Source organism: Streptomyces sp. NPDC002276, from assembly GCF_053891435.1.
The window spans coordinates 301,436-321,543 of sequence record NZ_JBSFCQ010000011.1 but is presented as its reverse complement, the minus strand read 5'-3'; the positions used below and the strand labels follow the sequence as shown (position 1 = coordinate 321,543).

At 71.7% G+C, this 20,108-nt stretch carries 14 protein-coding genes; 6 read left to right on the top strand and 8 right to left on the bottom strand.

Annotated elements, in window-relative coordinates:
- The first annotated feature begins 1 nt into the window (after window position 1).
- The 3 genes from ACWIHT_RS27925 (at window position 2) to glpK (ending at window position 4,299) form a co-directional block, all read left to right on the top strand.
- Window positions 2–1,654 (top strand): EAL domain-containing protein, encoded by a 1,653-nt coding sequence (locus ACWIHT_RS27925; protein WP_456171021.1) that lies wholly within the window; start codon window positions 2–4, stop codon window positions 1,652–1,654.
- 337 nt (window positions 1,655–1,991) lie between these two features.
- Window positions 1,992–2,717 carry an MIP/aquaporin family protein gene (locus ACWIHT_RS27920; RefSeq protein WP_200717382.1) on the top strand — a complete coding sequence of 242 codons (726 nt, stop codon included), beginning with the start codon at window positions 1,992–1,994 and terminating at the stop codon, window positions 2,715–2,717.
- A 70-nt stretch (window positions 2,718–2,787) separates the two neighbouring features.
- Window positions 2,788–4,299 carry a glycerol kinase GlpK gene (gene glpK / locus ACWIHT_RS27915; protein WP_456171019.1) on the top strand — a complete coding sequence of 504 codons (1,512 nt, stop codon included), beginning with the start codon at window positions 2,788–2,790 and terminating at the stop codon, window positions 4,297–4,299.
- A gap of 112 nt (window positions 4,300–4,411) precedes the next feature.
- On the opposite strand, the gene ACWIHT_RS27910 is transcribed toward glpK, so the two are convergent.
- Genes ACWIHT_RS27910 through ACWIHT_RS27895 form a run of 4 tightly spaced genes read right to left on the bottom strand, consistent with a single transcriptional unit; the run spans window position 4,412 to window position 8,737 of the window.
- Window positions 4,412–5,017, bottom strand: coding sequence for a GTP-binding protein (locus ACWIHT_RS27910; RefSeq protein WP_456171018.1), 606 nt, complete (start codon window positions 5,015–5,017; stop codon window positions 4,412–4,414).
- A 49-nt stretch (window positions 5,018–5,066) separates the two neighbouring features.
- Window positions 5,067–5,462 carry a DUF742 domain-containing protein gene (locus ACWIHT_RS27905; RefSeq protein WP_456171017.1) on the bottom strand — a complete coding sequence of 132 codons (396 nt, stop codon included), beginning with the start codon at window positions 5,460–5,462 and terminating at the stop codon, window positions 5,067–5,069.
- Window positions 5,463–5,471: 9 nt separating this feature from the next.
- Window positions 5,472–5,906, bottom strand: coding sequence for a roadblock/LC7 domain-containing protein (locus tag ACWIHT_RS27900; RefSeq protein WP_093624343.1), 435 nt, complete (start codon window positions 5,904–5,906; stop codon window positions 5,472–5,474).
- The gene (locus tag ACWIHT_RS27895; protein ID WP_456171015.1) at window positions 5,903–8,737 is read right to left on the bottom strand and encodes a nitrate- and nitrite sensing domain-containing protein; all 2,835 of its coding nucleotides are present in this window, start codon (window positions 8,735–8,737) and stop codon (window positions 5,903–5,905) included. The genes ACWIHT_RS27900 and ACWIHT_RS27895 overlap by 4 nt, the downstream gene beginning before the upstream one ends.
- 418 nt (window positions 8,738–9,155) lie before the next feature.
- Here ACWIHT_RS27895 and ACWIHT_RS27890 point away from each other — a divergent pair, with 418 nt between their 5' ends.
- On the top strand, window positions 9,156–9,704 hold the full coding sequence (locus ACWIHT_RS27890) for a hypothetical protein (protein ID WP_456171014.1): 549 nt from the start codon (window positions 9,156–9,158) through the stop codon (window positions 9,702–9,704).
- A gap of 7 nt (window positions 9,705–9,711) precedes the next feature.
- Here ACWIHT_RS27890 and ACWIHT_RS27885 read toward each other — a convergent pair whose 3' ends face one another.
- The 4 genes from ACWIHT_RS27885 to ACWIHT_RS27870 form a co-directional block, all read right to left on the bottom strand.
- A complete protein-coding gene (locus tag ACWIHT_RS27885; RefSeq protein WP_456171013.1) occupies window positions 9,712–14,418 on the bottom strand; it encodes a hypothetical protein in 4,707 nt (1,568 codons plus the stop codon).
- Window positions 14,419–14,485: 67 nt separating this feature from the next.
- Window positions 14,486–15,364 (bottom strand): hypothetical protein, encoded by an 879-nt coding sequence (locus tag ACWIHT_RS27880; RefSeq protein ID WP_456171012.1) that lies wholly within the window; start codon window positions 15,362–15,364, stop codon window positions 14,486–14,488.
- 77 nt (window positions 15,365–15,441) lie between these two features.
- Window positions 15,442–16,968, bottom strand: coding sequence for a hypothetical protein (locus tag ACWIHT_RS27875; RefSeq protein WP_456171010.1), 1,527 nt, complete (start codon window positions 16,966–16,968; stop codon window positions 15,442–15,444).
- A gap of 122 nt (window positions 16,969–17,090) precedes the next feature.
- Complete coding sequence (locus ACWIHT_RS27870) at window positions 17,091–17,798, bottom strand: GntR family transcriptional regulator (protein ID WP_456171008.1); 708 nt, start codon at window positions 17,796–17,798, stop codon at window positions 17,091–17,093.
- 170 nt (window positions 17,799–17,968) lie between these two features.
- Between ACWIHT_RS27870 and ACWIHT_RS27865 the strand changes: the two genes are divergently transcribed.
- Together ACWIHT_RS27865 and ACWIHT_RS27860 are read left to right on the top strand one after the other, a co-directional pair.
- Window positions 17,969–19,288, top strand: coding sequence for an MFS transporter (locus tag ACWIHT_RS27865; RefSeq protein WP_456171007.1), 1,320 nt, complete (start codon window positions 17,969–17,971; stop codon window positions 19,286–19,288).
- Window positions 19,285–20,106 carry a putative hydro-lyase gene (locus tag ACWIHT_RS27860; RefSeq protein ID WP_456171005.1) on the top strand — a complete coding sequence of 274 codons (822 nt, stop codon included), beginning with the start codon at window positions 19,285–19,287 and terminating at the stop codon, window positions 20,104–20,106. The genes ACWIHT_RS27865 and ACWIHT_RS27860 overlap by 4 nt, the downstream gene beginning before the upstream one ends.
- Window positions 20,107–20,108: the final 2 nt, after the last annotated feature.

The window sequence follows — 20,108 nt, the reverse complement described above, 5'->3', positions numbered from 1 at the left end:
CGTGCGCTCCAGGACGGACACTCTCCGCTTCGCCTTCCAACCGGTGGTCAATCTGACCACCGGCGGAATCGCGGGCCTGGAGGTACTCGTCCGCCCGGAGACCGGCGACATCCTGGCCGAGGCCCGCCGCGATCCCGAACTCGACGGCAAGCTGGCCGTGTTGGCGGTCCGTGCCGCCGCCCGCAAGGAGACGCTGCTCCCGCTGCACATCAATGTGTTCGCCGGCACCCTCGCCGACCTCGGCGGGCTCACCGCCCTGCACAGCGCGGTCCGCGAGGCGGGGCGGCTGCCGTGGGAGGTGACGGTCGACATCGTCCCGCCCTTCACGCACGTGCCGCGACGGGCGCTCCTGGAGGCGGTGTCCGCGCTGCGCGGCCAGGGGTTCCGGATCAGTGCCGACGGCGTCGGCGACGGTGACATCCCCCTGCGGCTGCTCACGGACCTCGCGCCCGACCTGGTGAAGCTCGACGCGTCGCTGCTGGAGCGGCCCGCGGCGGTGCGCGCGATGCGGACCCTGTGCGAGCAGTTGGGCGCCCTGCTGTCCGTGGAGGGGGTGGAGACCGAGGCGCAGTGCGCGACCGCGCGATCGGCCGGGGCGCAGCTGGCTCAGGGCGAGCTGTTCGCGCCGGCGACCCGGGTTCCCGCGGCGGACGTATACGTTCCGCCCCGGCCGCCCGGCCTCGCGACGACACCGCCGTCCGGGCCGTGGGTGCGGGAGTTCGTCCGCCCGGCCGCGCTGTTGCCCGACACCGCGTCCGCCGACCAGGTCCGCGCGCTGCTGACCGGCTCGCCCGACGTCTCCGGAGTGGTGCTCGTGGACCGGGACGGGGTGCCGGTCCGGTCGGTGCACCGGTCCCGCTTCCTGCTGTCGATGTCGGGGCGCTACGGGCACGCCCTGTACGCCGACCGGCCCGCCGCCAAGCTCGGGGACGTGCCGCGGACGATCGGCGTCGACGCGACCGCCTGGGAGGTCCTGGACGTCGTCGCGGTCGGCGACGCGGACCGTACGTCGGACGACGTGGCGGTCGTCGACCGGTACGGGCGGTGCGTGGGGGTCGTACGACTGGCGGATCTGGTGCGGGCGTTGGCCGAGACGCGGGTGGAGGAGGCCGCGGGGCTCAATCCGCTGACGCGGCTGCCGGGTTCGGACGCGATCACCGGGGAGGTGGACCGGCGGATCGCGGACGGGCGGGCGTTCGCGCTGAGTTGGCTGGATGTCGACCACTTCAAGCAGGTCAACGACGGGGCCGGTTTCGCGGCGGGCGACGAGTTGATCCGCTCGGTGGGGCAGGCGCTGCAGCGGGCCGCGACCGGGCACACGCGCGTGGGGCACATCGGCGGCGACGACTTCCTGGTGCTCACCGATCCCGAAGGGCTGGAGCAGTTGGCCGGCGCCGTGCTGAACGTGCCCTGGGCGGCGGGCGGCAGGGCGGTGACGCTGTCCCTGGCCACCGTGCTGTGCGTGCCGGACAGTGTGGCCGACCACCGGCAGGCCGCCGCGTATCTGGCGCCGCTGAAGAAGGCGGCGAAGTCGCTGCACGGCACGAGTTGGGTACTGAGCCAGGCGGGGCTGGGCGAGTACGAGATCCTGCGTGGCACGCCTGTGACGCCCGTACAGGCCGACCGCACGGCGGCGGAGTCGCACGGGCGCTGAGAGCGGCTCAGGGGCTTCCTACGGGGCTCCAGGGGCCGTCAGGGCGGGTGTCACCGTTGCCGTCCGCGACCTTGACGCTCCCTGGGCGCCGGTGAACACTTCCCGGTGTCGGTCGACATCGCCGTACATTCTCGGCGTACCAGGCACTGCGCCGCGCGGGCTGCGCCTGCGCTCGGGCCCACTCCCCCAAGGGCGATCTCGGCTGCGACGGCACGCTCGTCACGGACGCCGGGCGGGGCTCGGGACCCTCCCTGCCTTCGGCTGAAGTCGCCAAGGGAACCGCACCCTGCACGGAGGACCGGGGCCGACAGTCCCGGGCCCGGGCCTAGGAGCCGCCATGAGCAATGGAGACATATTCCTCGGTGAGGTCATCGGCACCGCGATCCTGATCCTCTTCGGCGCCGGCGTGGTCGCCGCCGTCGTACTGAACTACTCCAAGGCACAGAACTCCGGTTGGATCGTCATCGCCTTCGGATGGGGTTTCGGCGTGATGGCCGGGGCGTACACGGCCGCGCCGCTGTCCGGCGGGCAGCTCAATCCGGCGGTCACGATCGGCATCGCCATCGACACCGGGAAGTGGGACAAGGTCCCGCTCTACATCGCGGGGCAGATGGTCGGCGCCATGCTCGGCGCGGTGCTGTGCTGGCTGGTCTACTTCGCGCAGTTCCAGGCCAACGCCGAGGAGGAGATGGCGCAGCCCACGCTCGGGATCTTCTCCACCTCACCCACGATCCGCAATGTCGTGGCGAACCTGATGACGGAGATCATCGCGACCGTCGCGCTGGTGCTGCCGATCCTGGCCTTCGGGCTCACCAAGGGACTGGGCGAGTCCGGCACGGCGGTGCTGGTCGTGTCGTTCCTGGTGGTCGGTATCGGTCTGTCGCTCGGCGGGCCCACCGGGTACGCCATCAACCCGGCCCGCGACCTGGGTCCCCGCATCGTCCACTCGCTGCTCCCGATCCCCAACAAGGGCACTTCGGACTGGAGTTACGCGTGGATCCCGGTGGTGGGGCCGCTGATCGGCGGGGCACTCGCCGGAGTGATCTTCAACGCAGCCTTCTGACAACGGTCTTCGAGCAGTCATCCGAGAGCAGCTCTCGCAAGGATCCGAGAGAAACGACAAAGGGGTCGTCATGACGGACAGGTTCGTCGCCGCAATCGACCAGGGCACCACCTCCAGCCGCTGCATCGTCTTCAACCAGGACGGCGCGATCGTCGCCGTCGACCAGCGTGAGCACCGCCAGATCTTCCCCAAGCCGGGCTGGGTGGAGCACGACGCCACCGAGATCTGGTCCAAGGTGCAGGCGGTGGTCGCCGGGGCGCTCGCCAAGGCGGGACTGCGCGCCGACCAGCTCAGCGCGCTCGGCATCACCAACCAGCGGGAGACGACGGTCCTCTGGGACCGCGCCACCGGCAAACCCGTGCACAACGCGATCGTGTGGCAGGACACCCGCACCGCGGCCCTGTGCAAGCAACTGGGCGGCTCGGACGGGCCCGACCGGTTCCGCGAGCAGACCGGGCTGCCGCTCGCCAGCTACTTCTCGGGCCCCAAGGCGGCCTGGCTGCTCGACAACGTGCCCGGCCTCAGGGACCGCGCCGAACGCGGCGAGATCGCCTTCGGGACGATCGACTCCTGGCTGATCTGGAACCTCACCGGCGGCACCGACGGCGGCAAGCACGTCACCGACGTGACCAACGCGGGGCGCACCATGCTGATGAACCTGGAGACGCTCCAGTGGGACCCGTCCATCCTCGCCGCGATGAACGTCCCCGAGGTGATCCTCCCCGAGATCAGGTCCTCGGCCGAGGTCTACGGGACCGCGGTCGGCCAACTCGCGGGCGTGCCCGTGGCATCGGCCCTGGGTGACCAGCAGGCCGCCGTGTTCGGGCAGGCCTGCTACGACGTGGGCACCGCGAAGAACACCTACGGCACGGGCAGCTTCCTGCTGCTCAACACGGGGAACCGGCCGGTGCCCTCGAAGAACGGGCTCCTCACGACGATGGGCTACAAGATCGGCGACGAGGCGCCGGTCTACTGCCTGGAGGGATCAATAGCCATAACGGGCGCGCTCGTTCAGTGGTTCCGGGACCAACTCGGCATCATCCGCAGCGCCGACGAGATCGAGAGCCTGGCCGCGAGCGTGGACGACAACGGGGGCGCGTACATCGTGCCCGCGTTCTCCGGGCTGTTCGCGCCCTACTGGCGCTCGGACGCGCGCGGTGTCGTCACGGGGCTGACGCGGTACGTCACGAAGGGCCACCTCGCGCGCGCGGTGCTGGAGGCGACGAGCTGGCAGACGCGGGAGGTCGTGGACGCCATGTTCCAGGACTCCGGGGTGCAGATCACCACCCTGAAGGTGGACGGCGGCATGACCAAGAACAACCTGTTGATGCAGCACCAGGCGGACGTGCTCGACGTACCGGTGATCCGCCCCAAGGTCTCCGAGACGACCTGCCTGGGCGCCGCCTACGCGGCCGGACTCGCCACCGGTGTGTGGAACGGCCTGGACGAGCTGAAGTCGCACTGGCAGAAGGACGTCGAGTGGACGCCGTCCATGGAGTCCTCGGTGCGGGACCGTGAGTACCACAACTGGCGCAAGGCCGTGGAGAAGAGCTTCGGCTGGCTGGAGGAGGGCGACAACTAGGCACACACGCGTGCGTGTTGATCGTGCGTGTCGATGAGGCACACGCGCGTGCGTCCTTCGACGAGCTGCGGCCCGTACCCCGGTCGGCGGAGGTACGGGCCGCTCCCGCGGCTCAGCTGGTGACGCTCTGGCGGCGCTTCGCACCGTAGGCCATCGCGTGCTGGACGACCTCGATGAGGACCTCCTTGACCGAGGACCGGTCGCGCGCGTCGCACAGCATGAGCGGTACGTCCTGGTCGAGGTCCAGGGCCTGCCGTACGGTCTCCACCGGGTAACGGGCCGCGCTCTCGAAGCAGTTGACGGCGACGACGAAGGGTATGGAGCGCCGCTCGAAGTAGTCGAGGGCGGCGAAGCAGTCCTCCAGGCGGCGGGTGTCGGCGAGTACGACGGCGCCGAGCGAGCCCTCGGAGAGCTCGTCCCACATGAACCAGAACCGCTCCTGACCCGGGGTGCCGAACAGGTAGAGCACCAGGTCCTCGCGCAGGGTGATGCGGCCGAAGTCCATGGCCACGGTGGTGGTGTGCTTGCCCTCCACACCACTGGTGTCGTCGACCGGACGCCCCGCCTCGGTGAGCAGTTCCTCCGTGCGCAGCGGCCTGATCTCGCTGACCGCGCCGACGAGGGTGGTCTTGCCCACGCCGAAGCCGCCGGCCACCAGGATCTTGAGCGTGACGGGCTCGACCGGAGGCTTGCCTCGCTCAGAACGCCCGAAGATCATCGATCTGTTCTCCTGCTTGATGGGTGGGGCGGGTCGGATTCCACGCCGCTCACAGGGCCCGCAGGCCGCTGATGACGTCGCGGAGAATACTCTCGTCGACCAGTTCGGCCGGGGGTACGGGCCGTGAGACATGGACGAGTTCCTCGTCCACGAGGTCTCCGATGAGGACCCGTATCACGCCGATGGGCAGGTCGAGTTCGGCGGCGAGTTCGGCGACCGACTGCGGGGCGTCACGGCACAGACCGACGATGTCCACGTGCTCCGGGGACAGCGCCTGGTCCGCCTCGGAGTCGTCCGCCCAGGATTCCGCGACCACCACCGCGATCAGGTCGAGGCGGTGCTGTGCCGCACTGGTGGTACGGCCGCGCGTCATGGCGTACGGACGGACGACCGGTCCGGCCTCGTCGTCGAACCAGTGGCCTCTTCCCTGACCGTCTCTGCTCATGTCACTTCACTACCCGCCGGAGGACAGATCGGTGCGCGGAGCGGCACCGAGATGCACACCGACCCGTTTCACGAGCAGTGTCATCTCGTAGGCGACCTGTCCGACGTCCGAGTCCGCGTCGGCCAGGACGGCGAGGCAGCTGCCGTCACCGGCCGCCGTGACGAACAGGAAGGCCTCGTCGAGCTCTACGACGGTCTGCCGTACGCTGCCCGCCTCGAAGTGACGGCCGACGCCCTTGGCGAGGCTGTGGAAGCCGGAGGCGACGGCGGCCAGGTGCTCGCTGTCCTCGCGGGTCAGATCCTGGGACACGCCGGTGGGCAGACCGTCGCCGGAGAGCACGATCGCCTTGCGGATGCTGGCTACGCGCTCGACGAGGTCGTCGAGGAGCCAGTTCAGCCCGCGTTGGTCGGTCGTGTCGTGGCCGGTCGCCTTTGGTGCGGTCATCGACCGTCCCCCTTAGTTCCTTGTGCTGTGCCGCCTTGGACGTCGTCGCCCTCGGCGTTCTCCTCGCGGCCACGCTGCCAGCCGCGTTGGAGTGAGGCCATGCGGCTGCGTACCTCGTCGGCGTCGCGCTCCACGACCTCCGCCGGATTCGTGGTGCGCCGTTCGGGGTCCTTCTTCAGCTGCGGGGCCAGGTTGGCCTGCCGCACGCGCCTGGGCAACGCCCCCAGGTCGGGCCCGTTCGCGTCCGGTGAGGTGCCGGAGTCCGGAATGCTGGACGCGATCTCGGCGCGGCGTGTGCGTCGGGGCAGGGCGGGAGTCTCGGGCGGCTCGCCCGATCGGCGCCCCGGGGAGGCCGAAGGGGCCGCGGGTACGTCGGTACGGCGCCGTAGCGGCGTGTCGCCTCGTCGCCGGGCCGGCAGCTGCGCCGGGGCCTCCGGGTCGGCTCCGGCCGGGCCCCGGGTCGTGGAGAGACCGTCGAAGCCACCGTCCGCGGAATCCCCTGGGTCCCGTCGCGAGCGCTGCTCGACGACCGGGCGTCCGTGCGAGCTGACGAGCTTGGGCGTCCGGCGCCGGGGCAGCGGAAGCGGATCGCTCCGGTGGGCGTCCCCGTCCCCGCGCGGTCCGTCGTGGGCCTCTGAGAGCTGCTGGCGGGGCTCTACGGGGCGGACGGGGGCGAGGTCGTCCCGGAGGCCCGGGCGGCGCGGACGGAAGACCTCGCCGCGTTCACCGTCCTCGTCGTCGAGGGCGTCCGGGAAGCCGGCGAGGGCGTCCAGGTCGACCGGGGCCTCCAGTTCGACCGGCCCGTCCAGGAGGGCGGGCGGCAGGCCGGGAAGCTTCGCGGACACCTGGGAGAGCGTGGAGCGCTGGCTCTCCTCGTACTCGGCCTCCTTCGTCGGCTGGGGCCGGTCGAGGCGGAAGCCGATGCCGTTGGTGTCCGGGACCTCGTCGCTCAGCAGGGCGTCGGGGATGAACACGACGGCGGTGGTACCCCCGTAGGGGGACGGCTGGAGGGAGACGCGGACGTTCTGCCGCTGGGCGAGGCGGCTGACCACGAACAGGCCGAGCCGGTCGGTGTCGGAGAGTTCGAATTCTGGTGTCTCGGCGAGCCGGAGGTTGGCGTCCAGGAGCGCGTCGGCCGCCATGCCGAGGCCGCGGTCGTGGATCTCCAGGGTGAAGCCGTTGGCGACCCGCTCCCCCACGACCTGGACGGCGGTGTGCGGCGGGGAGAACACCGTGGCGTTCTCCAGGAGTTCGGCCACCAGGTGGGTGAGGTCCGCGACGGCGGGGCCGGTGACGGCGATCCTCGGCAGTCGGCGGACCTCGATGCGCTCGTAGTCCTCGACCTCGGCGACGGCCGCGCGGACGATGTCCATGAGCTGGACCGGTTTGCGCCACTGCCGGGACGGGGCCGCCCCGGAGAGGATCACCAGGCCCTCGGCGTGGCGGCGCATACGGGTCGTCAGGTGGTCTAGGCGGAACAGGTCGGCGAGTTCGTCGGTGTCCTCGGTCCTGCGCTCCATGGTGTCGAGCAGGGTGAGCTGCTTGTGCAGCAGGACCTGGCTGCGCCGGGCGAGGTTGACGAAGACCTCGGAGACGCCGGAGCGCAACTCGGCCTGTTTCACGGCGGCTTCGACGGCGGCACGGTGCAGGGTGTTGAGGGCCTGGCCGACCTCGCCGATCTCGTTGCGGTCGTACTCCAGGCGCGGGACCTCGGTCTCCACGTCGACGACTTCGCCGACGGACAGGCGGCGCATCACGCTGGGCAGCCGGACACCGGACGCCTCGTGGGCGTCCAGGCGGAGTTGACGCAGATCGCGGATGAGGCCGCGGCCGATGCGCACGGACAGGAAGAGCGAGAGGAGCAGCGCGATCAGGCCGAGGACGCCGGCGACGGCCGCCTTCAGGATGACGCCCATCGCGACGGGCCGGACGCGGTCCTGATAGCGGTCGTTGGCCTGGTCGTCGAGGGTGCCGAGCTTGTCCAGCACGGCACCGGCCGCGGTGTTCCAGGTCTGCGCGGTGACGTTGCGGGGCTCGCCGGAATCGGCGGAGGCGGCGGCCTGTTCGGCCACGCGCAGCGGGGCGCTGGCCGCGTTCTTCCAGAAGCGGTCGAAGTGGGCGCGCTCCGAGGAGGGCAGCAGCGGCAGGTTGACGTCGTACATCAGGGTGCGCTGGGCCACGAGGTCGGAGACCGCGCGGGTCTCGTCCCGGGTGAGTTTGCCGACGATCAGCGAGGAGCCGAGCAACGCGTCCTCACGGGAGAGGAGTTCACGCGCGCGTGCCAGGTTGACGAGGGCGCGGTACTGCTTGTCCATCTCCACGTTGTCGACGACATGGAGGTTGGTCAGCAGCACGTAGCAGGGGTCGACCAGGCGGTTGTAGAGATCGAGGGCCTGGGCGCGGTTGACCGTGCCGTCCTCGATGCTGCGGCGCAGGGACGTGAGGCCGTCGAAGGCGTCGAGCACGGCGGAGACGCGGCTGTCGGTGGTCTGGCCCATCGCGTCACGGACGTCGGGATTCCGTGCGTTCTTGCGGATCTTGGCGACGGCCGCGTCGGTCGCGGCGCGGCTGCGCTTCAGGTCGCTGAGGCCGTCGGCAGCGCGCGGGTCGGCGAGATAGACGAGCGACTGGCGCCGTTCCTGCTGGATGACGCGGACGGTGTCCTCGGTGGGATAGCCGATCTTCTCGACGACCGACGACACGTTGAACAGGTCTCCGGCCGCCCGGCCGGTGAGGACCGTGGCGAACGCCCAGATCGCGGTCAGGGACACGAGCGGCACGAGAAGGAGCGCCACGATCTTCCGGCGGATGGACTTCCCGCGAAAGCGCATGGCCTCCCCCAGCTGGACCCCCGCCGGCCGGGGGTACACATGTGCGTCAACAAACGGCGCGAGCCTACTACTGACACACAGGTAACTCGAAGAGCTGTCCGGAGCGTGAACTTCCGCACCTGGGACCGGACATGGGGAGGTGTCAGGGCATTACGGGAGATTGCCGCCCTCAATCCGCGAGGTTCGCCGGACCTGACCGGATAGACCCGCTTGGCCAGTTGGCTGGAATTTTTCGTTCGTTGGGAATCTTCGTGGGATGTTGTTCGTCTTTCTCTACGGGATATGGGTGCGGAACCGGCCACAGGAGCCGCATCCGCATCTGGGCGGCGTAAAACAGGGCAGGCCGGGCACCCACTGGGGAGTCGGAGTCTTCGGACTCCGGGGCGAGTGGTGTACCGGCGGTGGGGAGGACACGTTGATGGGCACGGCGGAGCGGCAAGAGACGCTTGAGGACGGCGTGGCGGCGCGGTCGACGGGGGACGGCGAGGCTCCGGCGCGCTCGGGCGCACCGAAGGCGGCGGGGTTCGAGGGGCCGCGTGCGGCCCGCGCGACAGCCGAACAGCCGGAGTACTACAGGCCGTTGTGGATCGAGGAGCCCGCGCGTCGGCGCCGGCTGCCCGATCCGGTGCGTACGGCGGCGGTGCGGGCGGTGCTCATCACCGCCGTGACGCTGATCCAGGCGACGGTGGCCTTCCTGTGCACGATGGCCGGGTCCTGGCTGGCGTTCCCGATGGTGATCAGCAGCGTGGTCAGCACGGTGGTGGCCACCTGGGGCGTCCTGGACGTCTGGGTGACCCGCCAGATGTGGAACCAGCGCAACGGCGTGGTCTCGGAGCCCAGCAGCACGGCACGGGCCCTCCGCCGTGAGCGGCGTCGGGCCCAGCGTCAGGCGAAGGCCACCCGGCGGGCGCAGGAGCGGATAGCCCGCAAGGGCGGCGCCGGGCAGCTGTCCCAGTCCCACTCCTGAGGTTCGCCTACGGGGTGGTCGGTGCCGGTCGCTTGAACATCCGGGTGGCCGTGATCTCGCTGTGCACCGACTCCCCTTCTCCGGCGGGGGCCTGCTGCGGCAGCCCCGGCCGGAGGTGTTCCTCCACGCTGATGTACTTGAGTCCGGCCCGGAGGTCGGCGTCGTTGCGCAGCCGGATGACCAGCGGGAACTCGGCCAGGGCCGTCGTGTCGAACAGGCCGGTGGTGTACAGGAGTTGGACGCCGAGCGCGTCGGACACGGCGCGCTGGAGCTCCAGCAGATAGGTGGCGTTGGCCCGCCCGATGGGGTTGTCGAGGAAGAGCGTGCCGGCATGCCGGTGCTTGTCGCGGCCCCGGTCGTTGGAGCGCAGCGCGGCCATCGTGCAGTACAGGGCGATGGCCGCGGTGAGCAGCTGGCCGCCGGAGAAGACGTCGCCCATCTGCCCGACGGGGACGCGCTCGGCGCGCAGTACGGCGTCCGGCTTGAGGATCTCGACGGCGATCCCCTTGGGCTCCAGGGCGGCGCCAACTCCCCTCAGCAGCAGGGACATTCCGTCGCGCCGCATGTCGGAGTTCTTCTTCACGGCGGCCCGGGTGGCCTCGTCTACGACCTCGCCGAGCCGCTCGGTCAGCGTGGCCTGGTCGGGCTCCTCGAAGCGGATGCGCAGGAACTCCTGCCCGGACCACTCACCGAGCCCCTCCGGCAGCCGGGACAGCCGCTGCGCGGACCTCAGGGTGGCGAGCGCCGACTCGACGAGCCCGCGCAGTCGGTCCACGATCGAGTCGCGGTTGCGCTCCAATTGCGCCAACTCGTCGGTGAGGACCCGGAGTCGGGGCGCGAAGGCGTCGGCCCACTTCTGCGCGTGCTCGGGCAGGGAGGACGCCGGCAGCTCACGGATCTGCTGCCGCGCGGGGGTGCGTACCTGCTCGTAGCGCGTGGAGTTGGCGTGCCGCACGAGCACATCGCTCGCTTCCCGTACGGCGCCCTCGGCGGCGGACAGGTCGGCGGCGCAGCCGCGCAGCGAGCGTCGGGCCTCGGCGGCGGAGTGCCGGGCCTCCTCCACGCTGCCCGGGTACGGCTCGGGCTCCTCCTGGTCCTCGTCCGAGGTGTGTTCACGCAGCAGGTCACGCAGCATCGCGGCGGTCTCGTCGAAGCCGCCGGCCCCGTCCTCGGCGGCGCGATGGGCGTCGAGGAGTTCGGCGTGCGCCTCGCGGGCCTGGCCCAACGCGTCCGTGCGGGAGGCGACTTCGGCCGTGGCGGTGCGCAGCAGTGCCTGGGCGTGCTCGGCGTCGCGCGGGACGAGTTCCTCGGCCAGCTCGGTGTGTGCCTCGCCGTCCTCGGGCGCGTGCCGTTCGGCCTCGCCGCGCAACCGCCCGAGCTGCTCGCTCGCGTTCGACACCCGGGTCTCCAGCAGCTGCACCAGCTCCTCGGCGCGGGCCGCGGCAGCCTGCCGGGACGGCCCGTCGGAACCGTCGGGTGACTCCAACAGCTGGGCCGCGCGGGTGCGGACCTTGTTGCTGACCCGGTCCAACTCGGCGATGGCCGCGCTCTCGTCGCTCTCCGCCCGCGCCTGCTCGGCCCGTAGATCGGCGCCGACGCCGACCTTCTCGTAGAGCTGGGAGGCGGCGCGATAGGCCTCGCGCAGAGCGGGCAGCGACGGCTTGGGAGCGTCGGCGTCGTCGGCCGGTACGTCGTCGGGGGCGCCCGCGATCTCGGAGCGCTCGGCGCGCAGCGCACGCGCCGTACGGCGGGCGTCGTCGGCGGCGCGCTGGGCGGCGCGGCGGTCCTCGTCGGCGGCGCGGGCACGCTCCAGGCAGGACTGGGCGCGGGCCTCCGACTCGGTTGCCTCGTCGGCGAGTTCGCGGAGCTTGACCTGCCAGCCGGCGCGCTCCCGCAGCCGGAAGGCGAGTCCGGCGAGGGCGTCGGCGGCACGCCGGGCCTTCTGCGCGGTCTCCTGCCGCTCGTCGCGCACCTGGGCGGCCTCGGCGGCGGCTTCGTCGGCCTCGGCGCGCACGGTCCGCGCCTCGGCGAGCTCGGCCTCGGCCTCCTCGGCGAACCCGCGCGTGTCCTGCGCGGACCGCGCCAGTTCGACCAGCCGTCCGCTCGGACAGCCGGTGCGCCAGGAGGCGAGCCGCGCCGCCAGCTCCCGGTCCTTGCCGAGCCGTGCGGCGAGCGTGCGGATCTCCTCGTCCCGCTCGCCCGCCCGCGCGCGTAGCGCCTGCCGCTCCTCGTCGGCGGCGTGCTCGTCGTGCATGGCCGGGTTCGGCGGTACGAGGAAGACGTCACCGTTCCCCGCGTCGGGCGCCGGGGTCGGGGCCAGCAGGGCGGCGGCCGTACCGACCGCCACGGCGGACCGGGGCAGCAGGGCCGCGTCGGTGAGCGCCTCGCGGGCACGCGCGTGCGTGGCCGGGTCGGTGATGATCACACCGTCGACCAGTTCGGGCCGGGCGGCCAGCACGCGCGCGTGGTCGACGGGGTCGACGGCCTGCGCGAGGTAGCGCCAGCCGGGCAGGGCCGGGATGCCGTGCTCGCCCAGGTACTCGACGGTGGCCAGTACGTCCGGGCCGGGCGGCAGCAGTCCGCCGTCTCCGAGGGCCCCGAGGATCCGGGAGTCGTCGGCGGCGGCGGTACGCAGGTCGAAGAGCTGTCGCTCGCCGGCGGCGACCCCGTCGTCGAGCAGTTCACGCAACTCGTCGGCGAAGCGGTCGAGTTCCTCGGGGGTGAGGGAGCCTTCGGCGAGTGGGCGGGAGGACTTGGTGGCGCCGGAGGAGGTGAGGGAGGCGGTGTCGGCGGCGGAACTGCCGCTCACCGCAGCCTCGTTGGCCCCACGCGGCACCGGCACACCACCGGCACCACCGGCACCACCGGCTCCCGGCAGGCTGAGCAGTTCCGCCAGCCGCTCCTCCCCCGCCAGTCCCTCCGCGAGGCGCCGTTCCGCGTCGTAGGTCCGCGCGGCGGCGGTCGCCGCGTCGGACGCGCGGGCCGCCGTCAGCTCCGCGCGGGACTCGGCGGAAGCCGCTTCGCGCGCGTGCTCGGCCGCTCGCCGTGATGCCTCGCGCGTGGTGTCCCAGGCGGCCACGGCGGTCTTCTCGGCGTCGCTCGCCGCGAGGGCCGCGCGGGCCGGGTCCGCGTCGGGGGCGCTGTCGTCGAGCCAGCCCGCGCGTACCGCCTCGGCGGTCTCCTGCTCGACCTCGGACAGGCGCTGGCGCAGATGCCCGATCTCGCTGCGGGCGCGCTGTGCCTCGGTGGCGGCGGAGGTCGCGTCCCGGTGGGAGGACTCACCGACCTCCTGGAGTGCGGCGGAGCGCTCCTCGCCCTCGTTGGCGAGGTTCTCGGCGCTCTCCGCGGCCTCGTGCAGGGCTCGTACGAGGTCGACGGCGGCCTTGGCGCGGGCGGCGAGCGCGGGAGCGGCGTCCCGCTCCGCCTCGCGGATGGCGACGGCCACGCGCGCGGAGCGGTCGGCGGCCGCGCGGTGGCGCAGTACGGCCTCGGCAGCCTGCCAGGCGGAGTGCAGCGTGCGCGCGTCGGCGAGTTCGCGCTTCTGCGCGGCGGCGGACTTCTCCGTGGTGGCGAGCGCCAACGAGGCGTGTCGGTAGGCCAGTTCGGCGGCGATCAGCGCACTGCGCTCGCGCGCTCCCTCGGAGTGCGTGACGGCGTACGCGGCGGCGGTGACCCGCTGGGCGAGGTCGGCGGCCCGCACCCGCTCCTGCGCGCCCCGCGCGGACAACCGCCGTGCCAACGTGCGGGTACGACGCTCGGCGCCGGCGTGGATGTCACGCGCGCGTGCCCGCCCCTCCGCCGCCTCGACGATGCGGCCGAGCAGGTCCACGGACCCCGCCGTGAAGTCCCGTTCGGCGATGAGTTCGGCGCGTCGCCCCAGCTTGTTGCCGAAGCCACCGACCAGGTCGGCGAGCCCGTCGGTGTCGCGGGTGTCGGTGACCGCGCGCAGCAGCAGGTCGGTGAAGTCGGAGTCCTTCTTGACCGCGAACAGGCCGGCGGCCTCGCCCTCGTCGGCGTTCATCTCCCGCTGGTAGCGGAAGAGTTCGGGGTCGAGGCCCAGGTCGCCCAGGTGCTCGATCCAGCGGTCGTGGATCTCCTCCCAGTGGACTTCGAGGTGGGGATACGCCTTGCCCGACTCGGTGATGGCGTCCCGGAACCCCTTCATGGTGCGTCGACGGCCCTGCGCCCCGGACGCGCCCTCGACGGGCGGCCGGACGGAAGTGGCCTCGGCGACGGGGAGGTTGTCCAGGCTGAGTCCCGGACCGGGCCGGAACGAATACCAGGCCTCGGCGAACTTCCGCGGGTCGTTGGAGACTTGACGCCCCCGCCACTCGCTGACCTTGCCGACGACCACGCACTCACCGGTCAGCGTGTGCTGCCACTCCAGGGCGACATGTCCGCAGTCGTCCGCGAGGAGGAACTTGCGCAGCACGCCGGAGCTGGCGCCGCCGAGTGTGTTGCGGTGTCCCGGCAGCATCACCGAGAAGATCAGCTTGAGCAGGACGGACTTGCCGCCGCCGTTCTCCAGGAAGAGCACACCGGCGGGCGCGGGGCGGCGCGGCGGTCCGACGGGCTCGTCCTCGAAGAACTCCGCCTGGGTGGGCGCGGGGTCGGGCACGGGCTTGCCCACGCCTCGCAGGTCAAGCACGGTGTCGGCGTAGCGCGCACCGGCGGGCCCGATGGAGTAGAGGCGGACCCGGGACAGCTCGTACATGGCGGACTCTCGTCGTAAGTCTTCGGCAGGTGTGGGGGGTTCGTAGGTCTTCTGGAGGGGCGGGGGGTCAGGAGTGGAACGGCAGCCCGGCGTCGGCCACCAGTTCCAGGTCCTCGGTGTCCTCGGCGGGCAGCAGGCTCGCGGTGCCGTCGGTGACCGGGACGACGCCCAGCTCCAGCAGCTCGGCCATGGCGGCGCTGCCGGCCATGTCACGGACCTGGAGCTGGTAGCGGGCGGTCGTGCGGTACGTACCGCCGTTGTCGTCGCCCGTGCGCTGGAGGAAGCCGGAGTCGGTGAGGAACGCGGCGGCCTTGCCGACGATTCCGGTGGTCGAACCGGCGAGTCTGCGGGCGTCCTTGGTGGCTCCGGTGGCGCTGCGTCTGACCCAGATCCGCCAGGCGGCCTCCAGGCCGGGCGCGTCGGTGGCCGGGTCGGTGTTCATGCCCTGCTCGTCGGCCCGCTCCTCAAGGCGCCGACAGGCCTGCCGTACGAAGGCGTCGACGCCGTTGACCGTGACACGCCCGATGTAGCCGTCGTCGGCGAGGTCCTCGGGGCGCGGGAACGCCATCGCGGCGACGGAGAGATGCGCGAGCCCGTGCAGGAAACGGTCCCCGGAGTCGGCGGCGGTGCGGCGCGCGTAGTCGCCCATGCGGACGGCGAACACCGAGTCCTCGGCGGCGGTCACGGCCATCCCCGCGCGCGGGGACACCTCCAGGACGACGAGCCCGAGCCCGGCGGCCACGGCGTCGGCGAGCCGCGCGAACGGCGGGTCCTCCCGGTACCGGCGCAGCAGCTCCGCGTACTCCTGGTCCCGCGCGGGCTGCAACTTGGGCTGTAGCCCGAACGCGACGAGCCGCGCCGCGTCGGCGGCGTCGGCGGGCGTGATGACGGCGGTCACTGCCGGGGCCGTGGCCGCCGGCTCACTCCATTCGACGTGCTCGCTCACGGTTGGGGCTCCTTGCTGAGGTGGTTCATGTGAGGGTCGTTCACGTGACGGTGGTTCATTCCTCGGTCGTTCATGCCCTACGCCGCCTCGCTCCGCCCCGCCGCCATCCCCGCCGCGTCCAACAGGGCCATCCCCACGATCAGATCGGCCCCGCCGAACTCGGGATCGTCCAGCTCGACCCCGTCGTCCACGGCGAACAGCAGCTTCGGCTCCCCCTGCCGATACGCCGTACCGACCGGCGGACTGGCCGCGTGCACGGCCAACAGGGCGACCAGATACGGCAGTTCGGGATCCTGGCGCCGAGCGTCCGCAAGCAACCCCGACAACCTCCGAGGCGCGTCCGCCGGCAGATCGAGCAACTCCATCGCCGCCGCCAACTGCTCCTCGCTGAAGCGGCTGTCGTCCGGCGTGGCGATGAGATCCGGCTCCGGCATCTCCGCACCGAGGTGCTCCCGCTCCTGAGGCGGCGTCAGCAGTATCTCGACGAGGTCGCCCACCCGGACCGACACGGGCGTGCGCAGCCCCGTCCCGCGCGCGAAGAACGCGTCCGTGACCCGGATCGCCTGCTCCAGGGGCAGCGGCAGCACGGGCGAGACGAGATGCCCGTAGAGGTCTATCCCCGATGTCGTCATGGGCGTGGCGAAGGCCTGCCGGTCCTGCTCGGCGCGGAACAGCGGCCCGGCCTCCAGGAGGCGCGACTGGAGTTGTGTGTGGCGTCGGATGCAGTCCTTGACGATGTCGACCAACTCGGCGGCGCGGCGCTTCTGTTCGGGGTCCTCGGACTCGTCGCGGGCCTTGCGGATGTTGGTGAGGATCGCGTTCTCGTGGCGGTAGCGGTCGGCCACGTGGTCGAGGGCCTCGGCGATCATGTCGGGCACGGCGTTGAGCCAGTCCACCGCGCGGACGTTGCGCCGGGTGGCGTCCAGGGCGCGGCGCAGGGTCTCCGAGTACTGCACGGTCCGGTAGCGGGCCTGCTCGGCGGCGAGTTGGGCGTCGGCGAGCCGGCCGCGGCTGATGAGGACTTCCAGCTTGACCTCGGCGGCGATCTGCGCGCTGGTGACGTCGGTGTCGAGGGCGCCCACGAGGACGTTGACGGCCTCGTCGGTCGTACGGAGGTAGACGCTGCCTCCGTAACCGGGGACCTCCTCGATCAGCTTGAAGTCGTAGTCGCGGCGCACATAGGTGCCGTCCTGGGCGAACGTGCCGTAGACCGTGCGGAAGCCGCGGTCGACGCTGCCGACGTTGATCAGGTTCTCCAGGACCCAGCGGGCCACGCGCTCGTGCTCGGCGACGGGGCGCTGGGGGGCCTGGGCGGCGATGCGCGGGATGAGCCTGGCCACTATCTGGTCGTGGTCGGCGCCGGTGTCGAAGTCCATGTTCAGGGTGACCAGGTCGATGGCGGCGAGGGCCACCTCCGCCATGCCGTAGACCGAGTACTCACCCGCGAGGTTGGCCTTGCGCACGTCGAGGTCGTGCAGCGGCGCGGTGCAGGCGAGCGCGCGCAGTCGCCGCGCCAGTCCCTCGTCGGCGGCCGGGCCCGGTGCGGGGCGCGGCCCCGCGCTGAACTGGGGCGGAACGCTGTCCGTCGATGCAGGCGAAGTCACGCTGCACAGACTAGGTCCTCGGTCTGACAACGACCCAAACGACGCAGAAGCGACTACCGCCACAGCCGTGTGCGGGGGTCCGACGGACACTGTGCGAGGTTCCGCCGGGCGCCGTGCCGTCGTCAGCCGAGGGCCGTCCCGTCCTCGCCGACCCGCTGCCGGTAGGCGTCGACGACCCGTTGGAGCGAGTCGTCGAGGTAGACCGCGAGCAGTCTCTCGGCCTCGGCGGCGTCGCCCGCCTGGAGCGCCTGGAGGATCAGGCGGTTGCGCTGGAGGTACGGCTCGTGGAGCGCCTTCGGGTCGTCCACGAGGTGGAAGGCGAGCCGGAGTTCGGCGAAGACGCTGCGCATCAGCTCGTCGGTGCGGGCGCTGCCGGCGAGGGCGACCAGTTCCCGGTGGAAGTGGATATTGGCCGTACCCACTCCTTTCCAGTCATCCTCGACGGACGCCAACTGCCCCTCGGTCACGGCCGCGGCGAGTTGCTGGAGGGCGTACGGCGGTTCACCGAGCCCCCGCACGACGGCGCACTCGACGAGGCGGCGGGTGCGGTAGATGTCCTGGACGTCCTCGACGCTCAGGACCCGGACGAAGACGCCCCGGTTCAACTCGTGGACGAGCAGTCGCTCATGGGTGAGCAGCCGGAACGCCTCACGGAGTGTGTTGCGCGACACACCGAGCGCCCCGCCGATGCTGTCCTCCGAGAGCCGGGCGCCCGGCGGGAAATAGCCCTCCGCGATACGGCTCCTGAGGATGTCCGAGACGCGTTCCGCGGTGCTCGTACGGCCCAGGAGGGCGCGGTCGTCGGCCAGTCCCGCCATCTGCTCTGCCATGCCCGGAATTCAACCGCAGATACAAGAACGAAACAACATGCCTCTTGAAGGATCGTTCAACGATCCTCTACTTTGCTTCACATGGCGCCACCCGCTCACCCCGGCGCCGACGGCCTCCGCACGGCCCGGCTCAGTCCCAGCACCCTCCGTCCTCCCTCTGCGAGGTGCACATGAGCACGACCCCTCCACCTCAGGCCCTGAACACCGGAACGCAGCCCGACGCGGACGAACTGACCGCCGACGACGGTGCGTTGGCCTGGTTCCGTGCGCTCGGTCCGAACGGCCGCCGGGCCTTCGCCGGCGCGTTCGGCGGCTATGCGCTGGACTCCTACGACTACTTCACGCTGCCGCTGAGCATGGTCGCGCTGGCCGCGTACTTCGGCCTGGACAGCGGCCAGACGGGCCTGTTCACCACGGTCACGCTGGTCGTCTCCGCGGTCGGGGGCGCCGTGGCGGGCGTCTTCGCCGACCGGGTGGGCCGCGTCAAGGCCCTGATGATCACGGTGATCACCTACGCCGTCTTCACGGTGGCCTGCGGCTTCGCCCCCAACTACGAGACCCTGCTGGTGTTCCGCGCCCTCCAGGGCCTGGGTTTCGGCGGCGAGTGGGCGGTCGGCGCGATCCTGGTCGCCGAGTACGCGAGCGCCAAACACCGGGGTCGTACGCTCGGCGCGGTCCAGAGCTCCTGGGCGGTGGGCTGGGCGCTGGCCGCGGTCGTCTACACGCTGGTGTTCTCGTTCCTCGGGGACGACCTGGCCTGGCGGGTGATGTTCTGGACCGGCGCGCTGCCCGCGCTGCTGGTGCTCTGGATACGGCGCCGGGTGCACGACGCCCCCGAGGCAACGGCCGTGCGCGAACAGAACGCCCAGAAGGGCTCGTTCGCGGCGATCTTCAAGCCGGGTACGGCCGAGGCGCCCGGCCTGCTGCGGACGACGGTCTTCGCGGGCCTGCTCTCGACGGGCGTCCAGGGCGGCTACTACACCCTCGCCACCTGGGTGCCGACGTACCTCAAGACGGAGCGCGGCCTGTCCGTCGTCGGCACCGGCGGCTATCTGACCTTCCTGATCTCCGGCGCCTTCCTGGGCTACCTGACCGGCGGCTACCTCACCGACGTGCTCGGCCGCAAGCGCAACATCTGGCTCTTCGCCCTGCTCTCGGCGATCTGCATCCTGGTGTACACACACATCCCCAACGGCGCCAACACCCTTCTCCTGGTGCTCGGTTTCCCGCTCGGGTTCTGCATGTCGGCGATCTTCAGCGGCTTCGGCTCGTACCTGAGCGAGCTGTACCCGACGGCCCTGCGTGGCACCGGACAGGGCTTCACGTACAACACCGGCCGCGCGGTCGGCGCCGTCTTCCCGACCCTGGTGGGCTTCCTGGCCGACAGTTGGGGTGTGGGCGGAGCGCTCGTCTTCGGGGCCATCGGTTACGGCATCGCGGCACTGGCGCTCCTGGGACTGCCGGAGACCCGCGGAAAGGAACTGGCGTGAACCGTACGGAGGACCGCCCCTTGACCCTCGTCGACGAGCACGCGCACGCGTGGAGCCCGCGTTCCGCCCGGACCCGCTTCCGGGCCGGGCTGACGGGTCCCACGGCCGGGGTCGCGGCGGGCCACACCCAGGTCAACCTGATCTCGGTGCCCGCCGACTGGGCGTACGACATGCTGCTGTTCTGCCAGCGCAACCCGAAGCCGTGTCCGGTGCTCGACGTCACGGACGCGGGCTCCTGGGAGACCGTTCTGGCCGACGGCGCGGACCTGCGCACCGATCTGCCGCGCTACCGGGTGTGGCGGGACGGCGAGTTGGCGGACGAGCCGACGGACGTGCGGGCGTACTGGCGCGAGGACCTGGTGTCGTTCCTGATCGGCTGTAGCTTCACCTTCGAGTGGTCGTTGAGCGAGGCGGGCGTCCCGGTCCGGCACATCGAGCAGGGCCGCAACGTCCCGATGTACGTGACGAGCCGCCCGTGCCGCCCGGCGGGGCGGCTGCACGGCCCGATGGTCGTGTCGATGCGCCCGGTGCCCCCTGAGCACCTGGCGACGGCGATCCGGGTGACCGCGCTGCTCCCGGCGGTGCACGGCAGCCCCGTACACTGCGGCGATCCCTCGGGACTCGGTATCGAGGACCTCGGCCGCCCGGACTTCGGTGATCCGGTGGACGCCGCGCCGGACGACATCCCGGTGTTCTGGGCCTGCGGAGTGACCCCGCAGGCCGCGGTGATGGCGTCCCGCCCGCCGTTCGCCATCACGCACGCGCCGGGCCAGATGTTCGTCACCGACGCCCGCGACGAGCAGTACCGCGTCGCCTGACC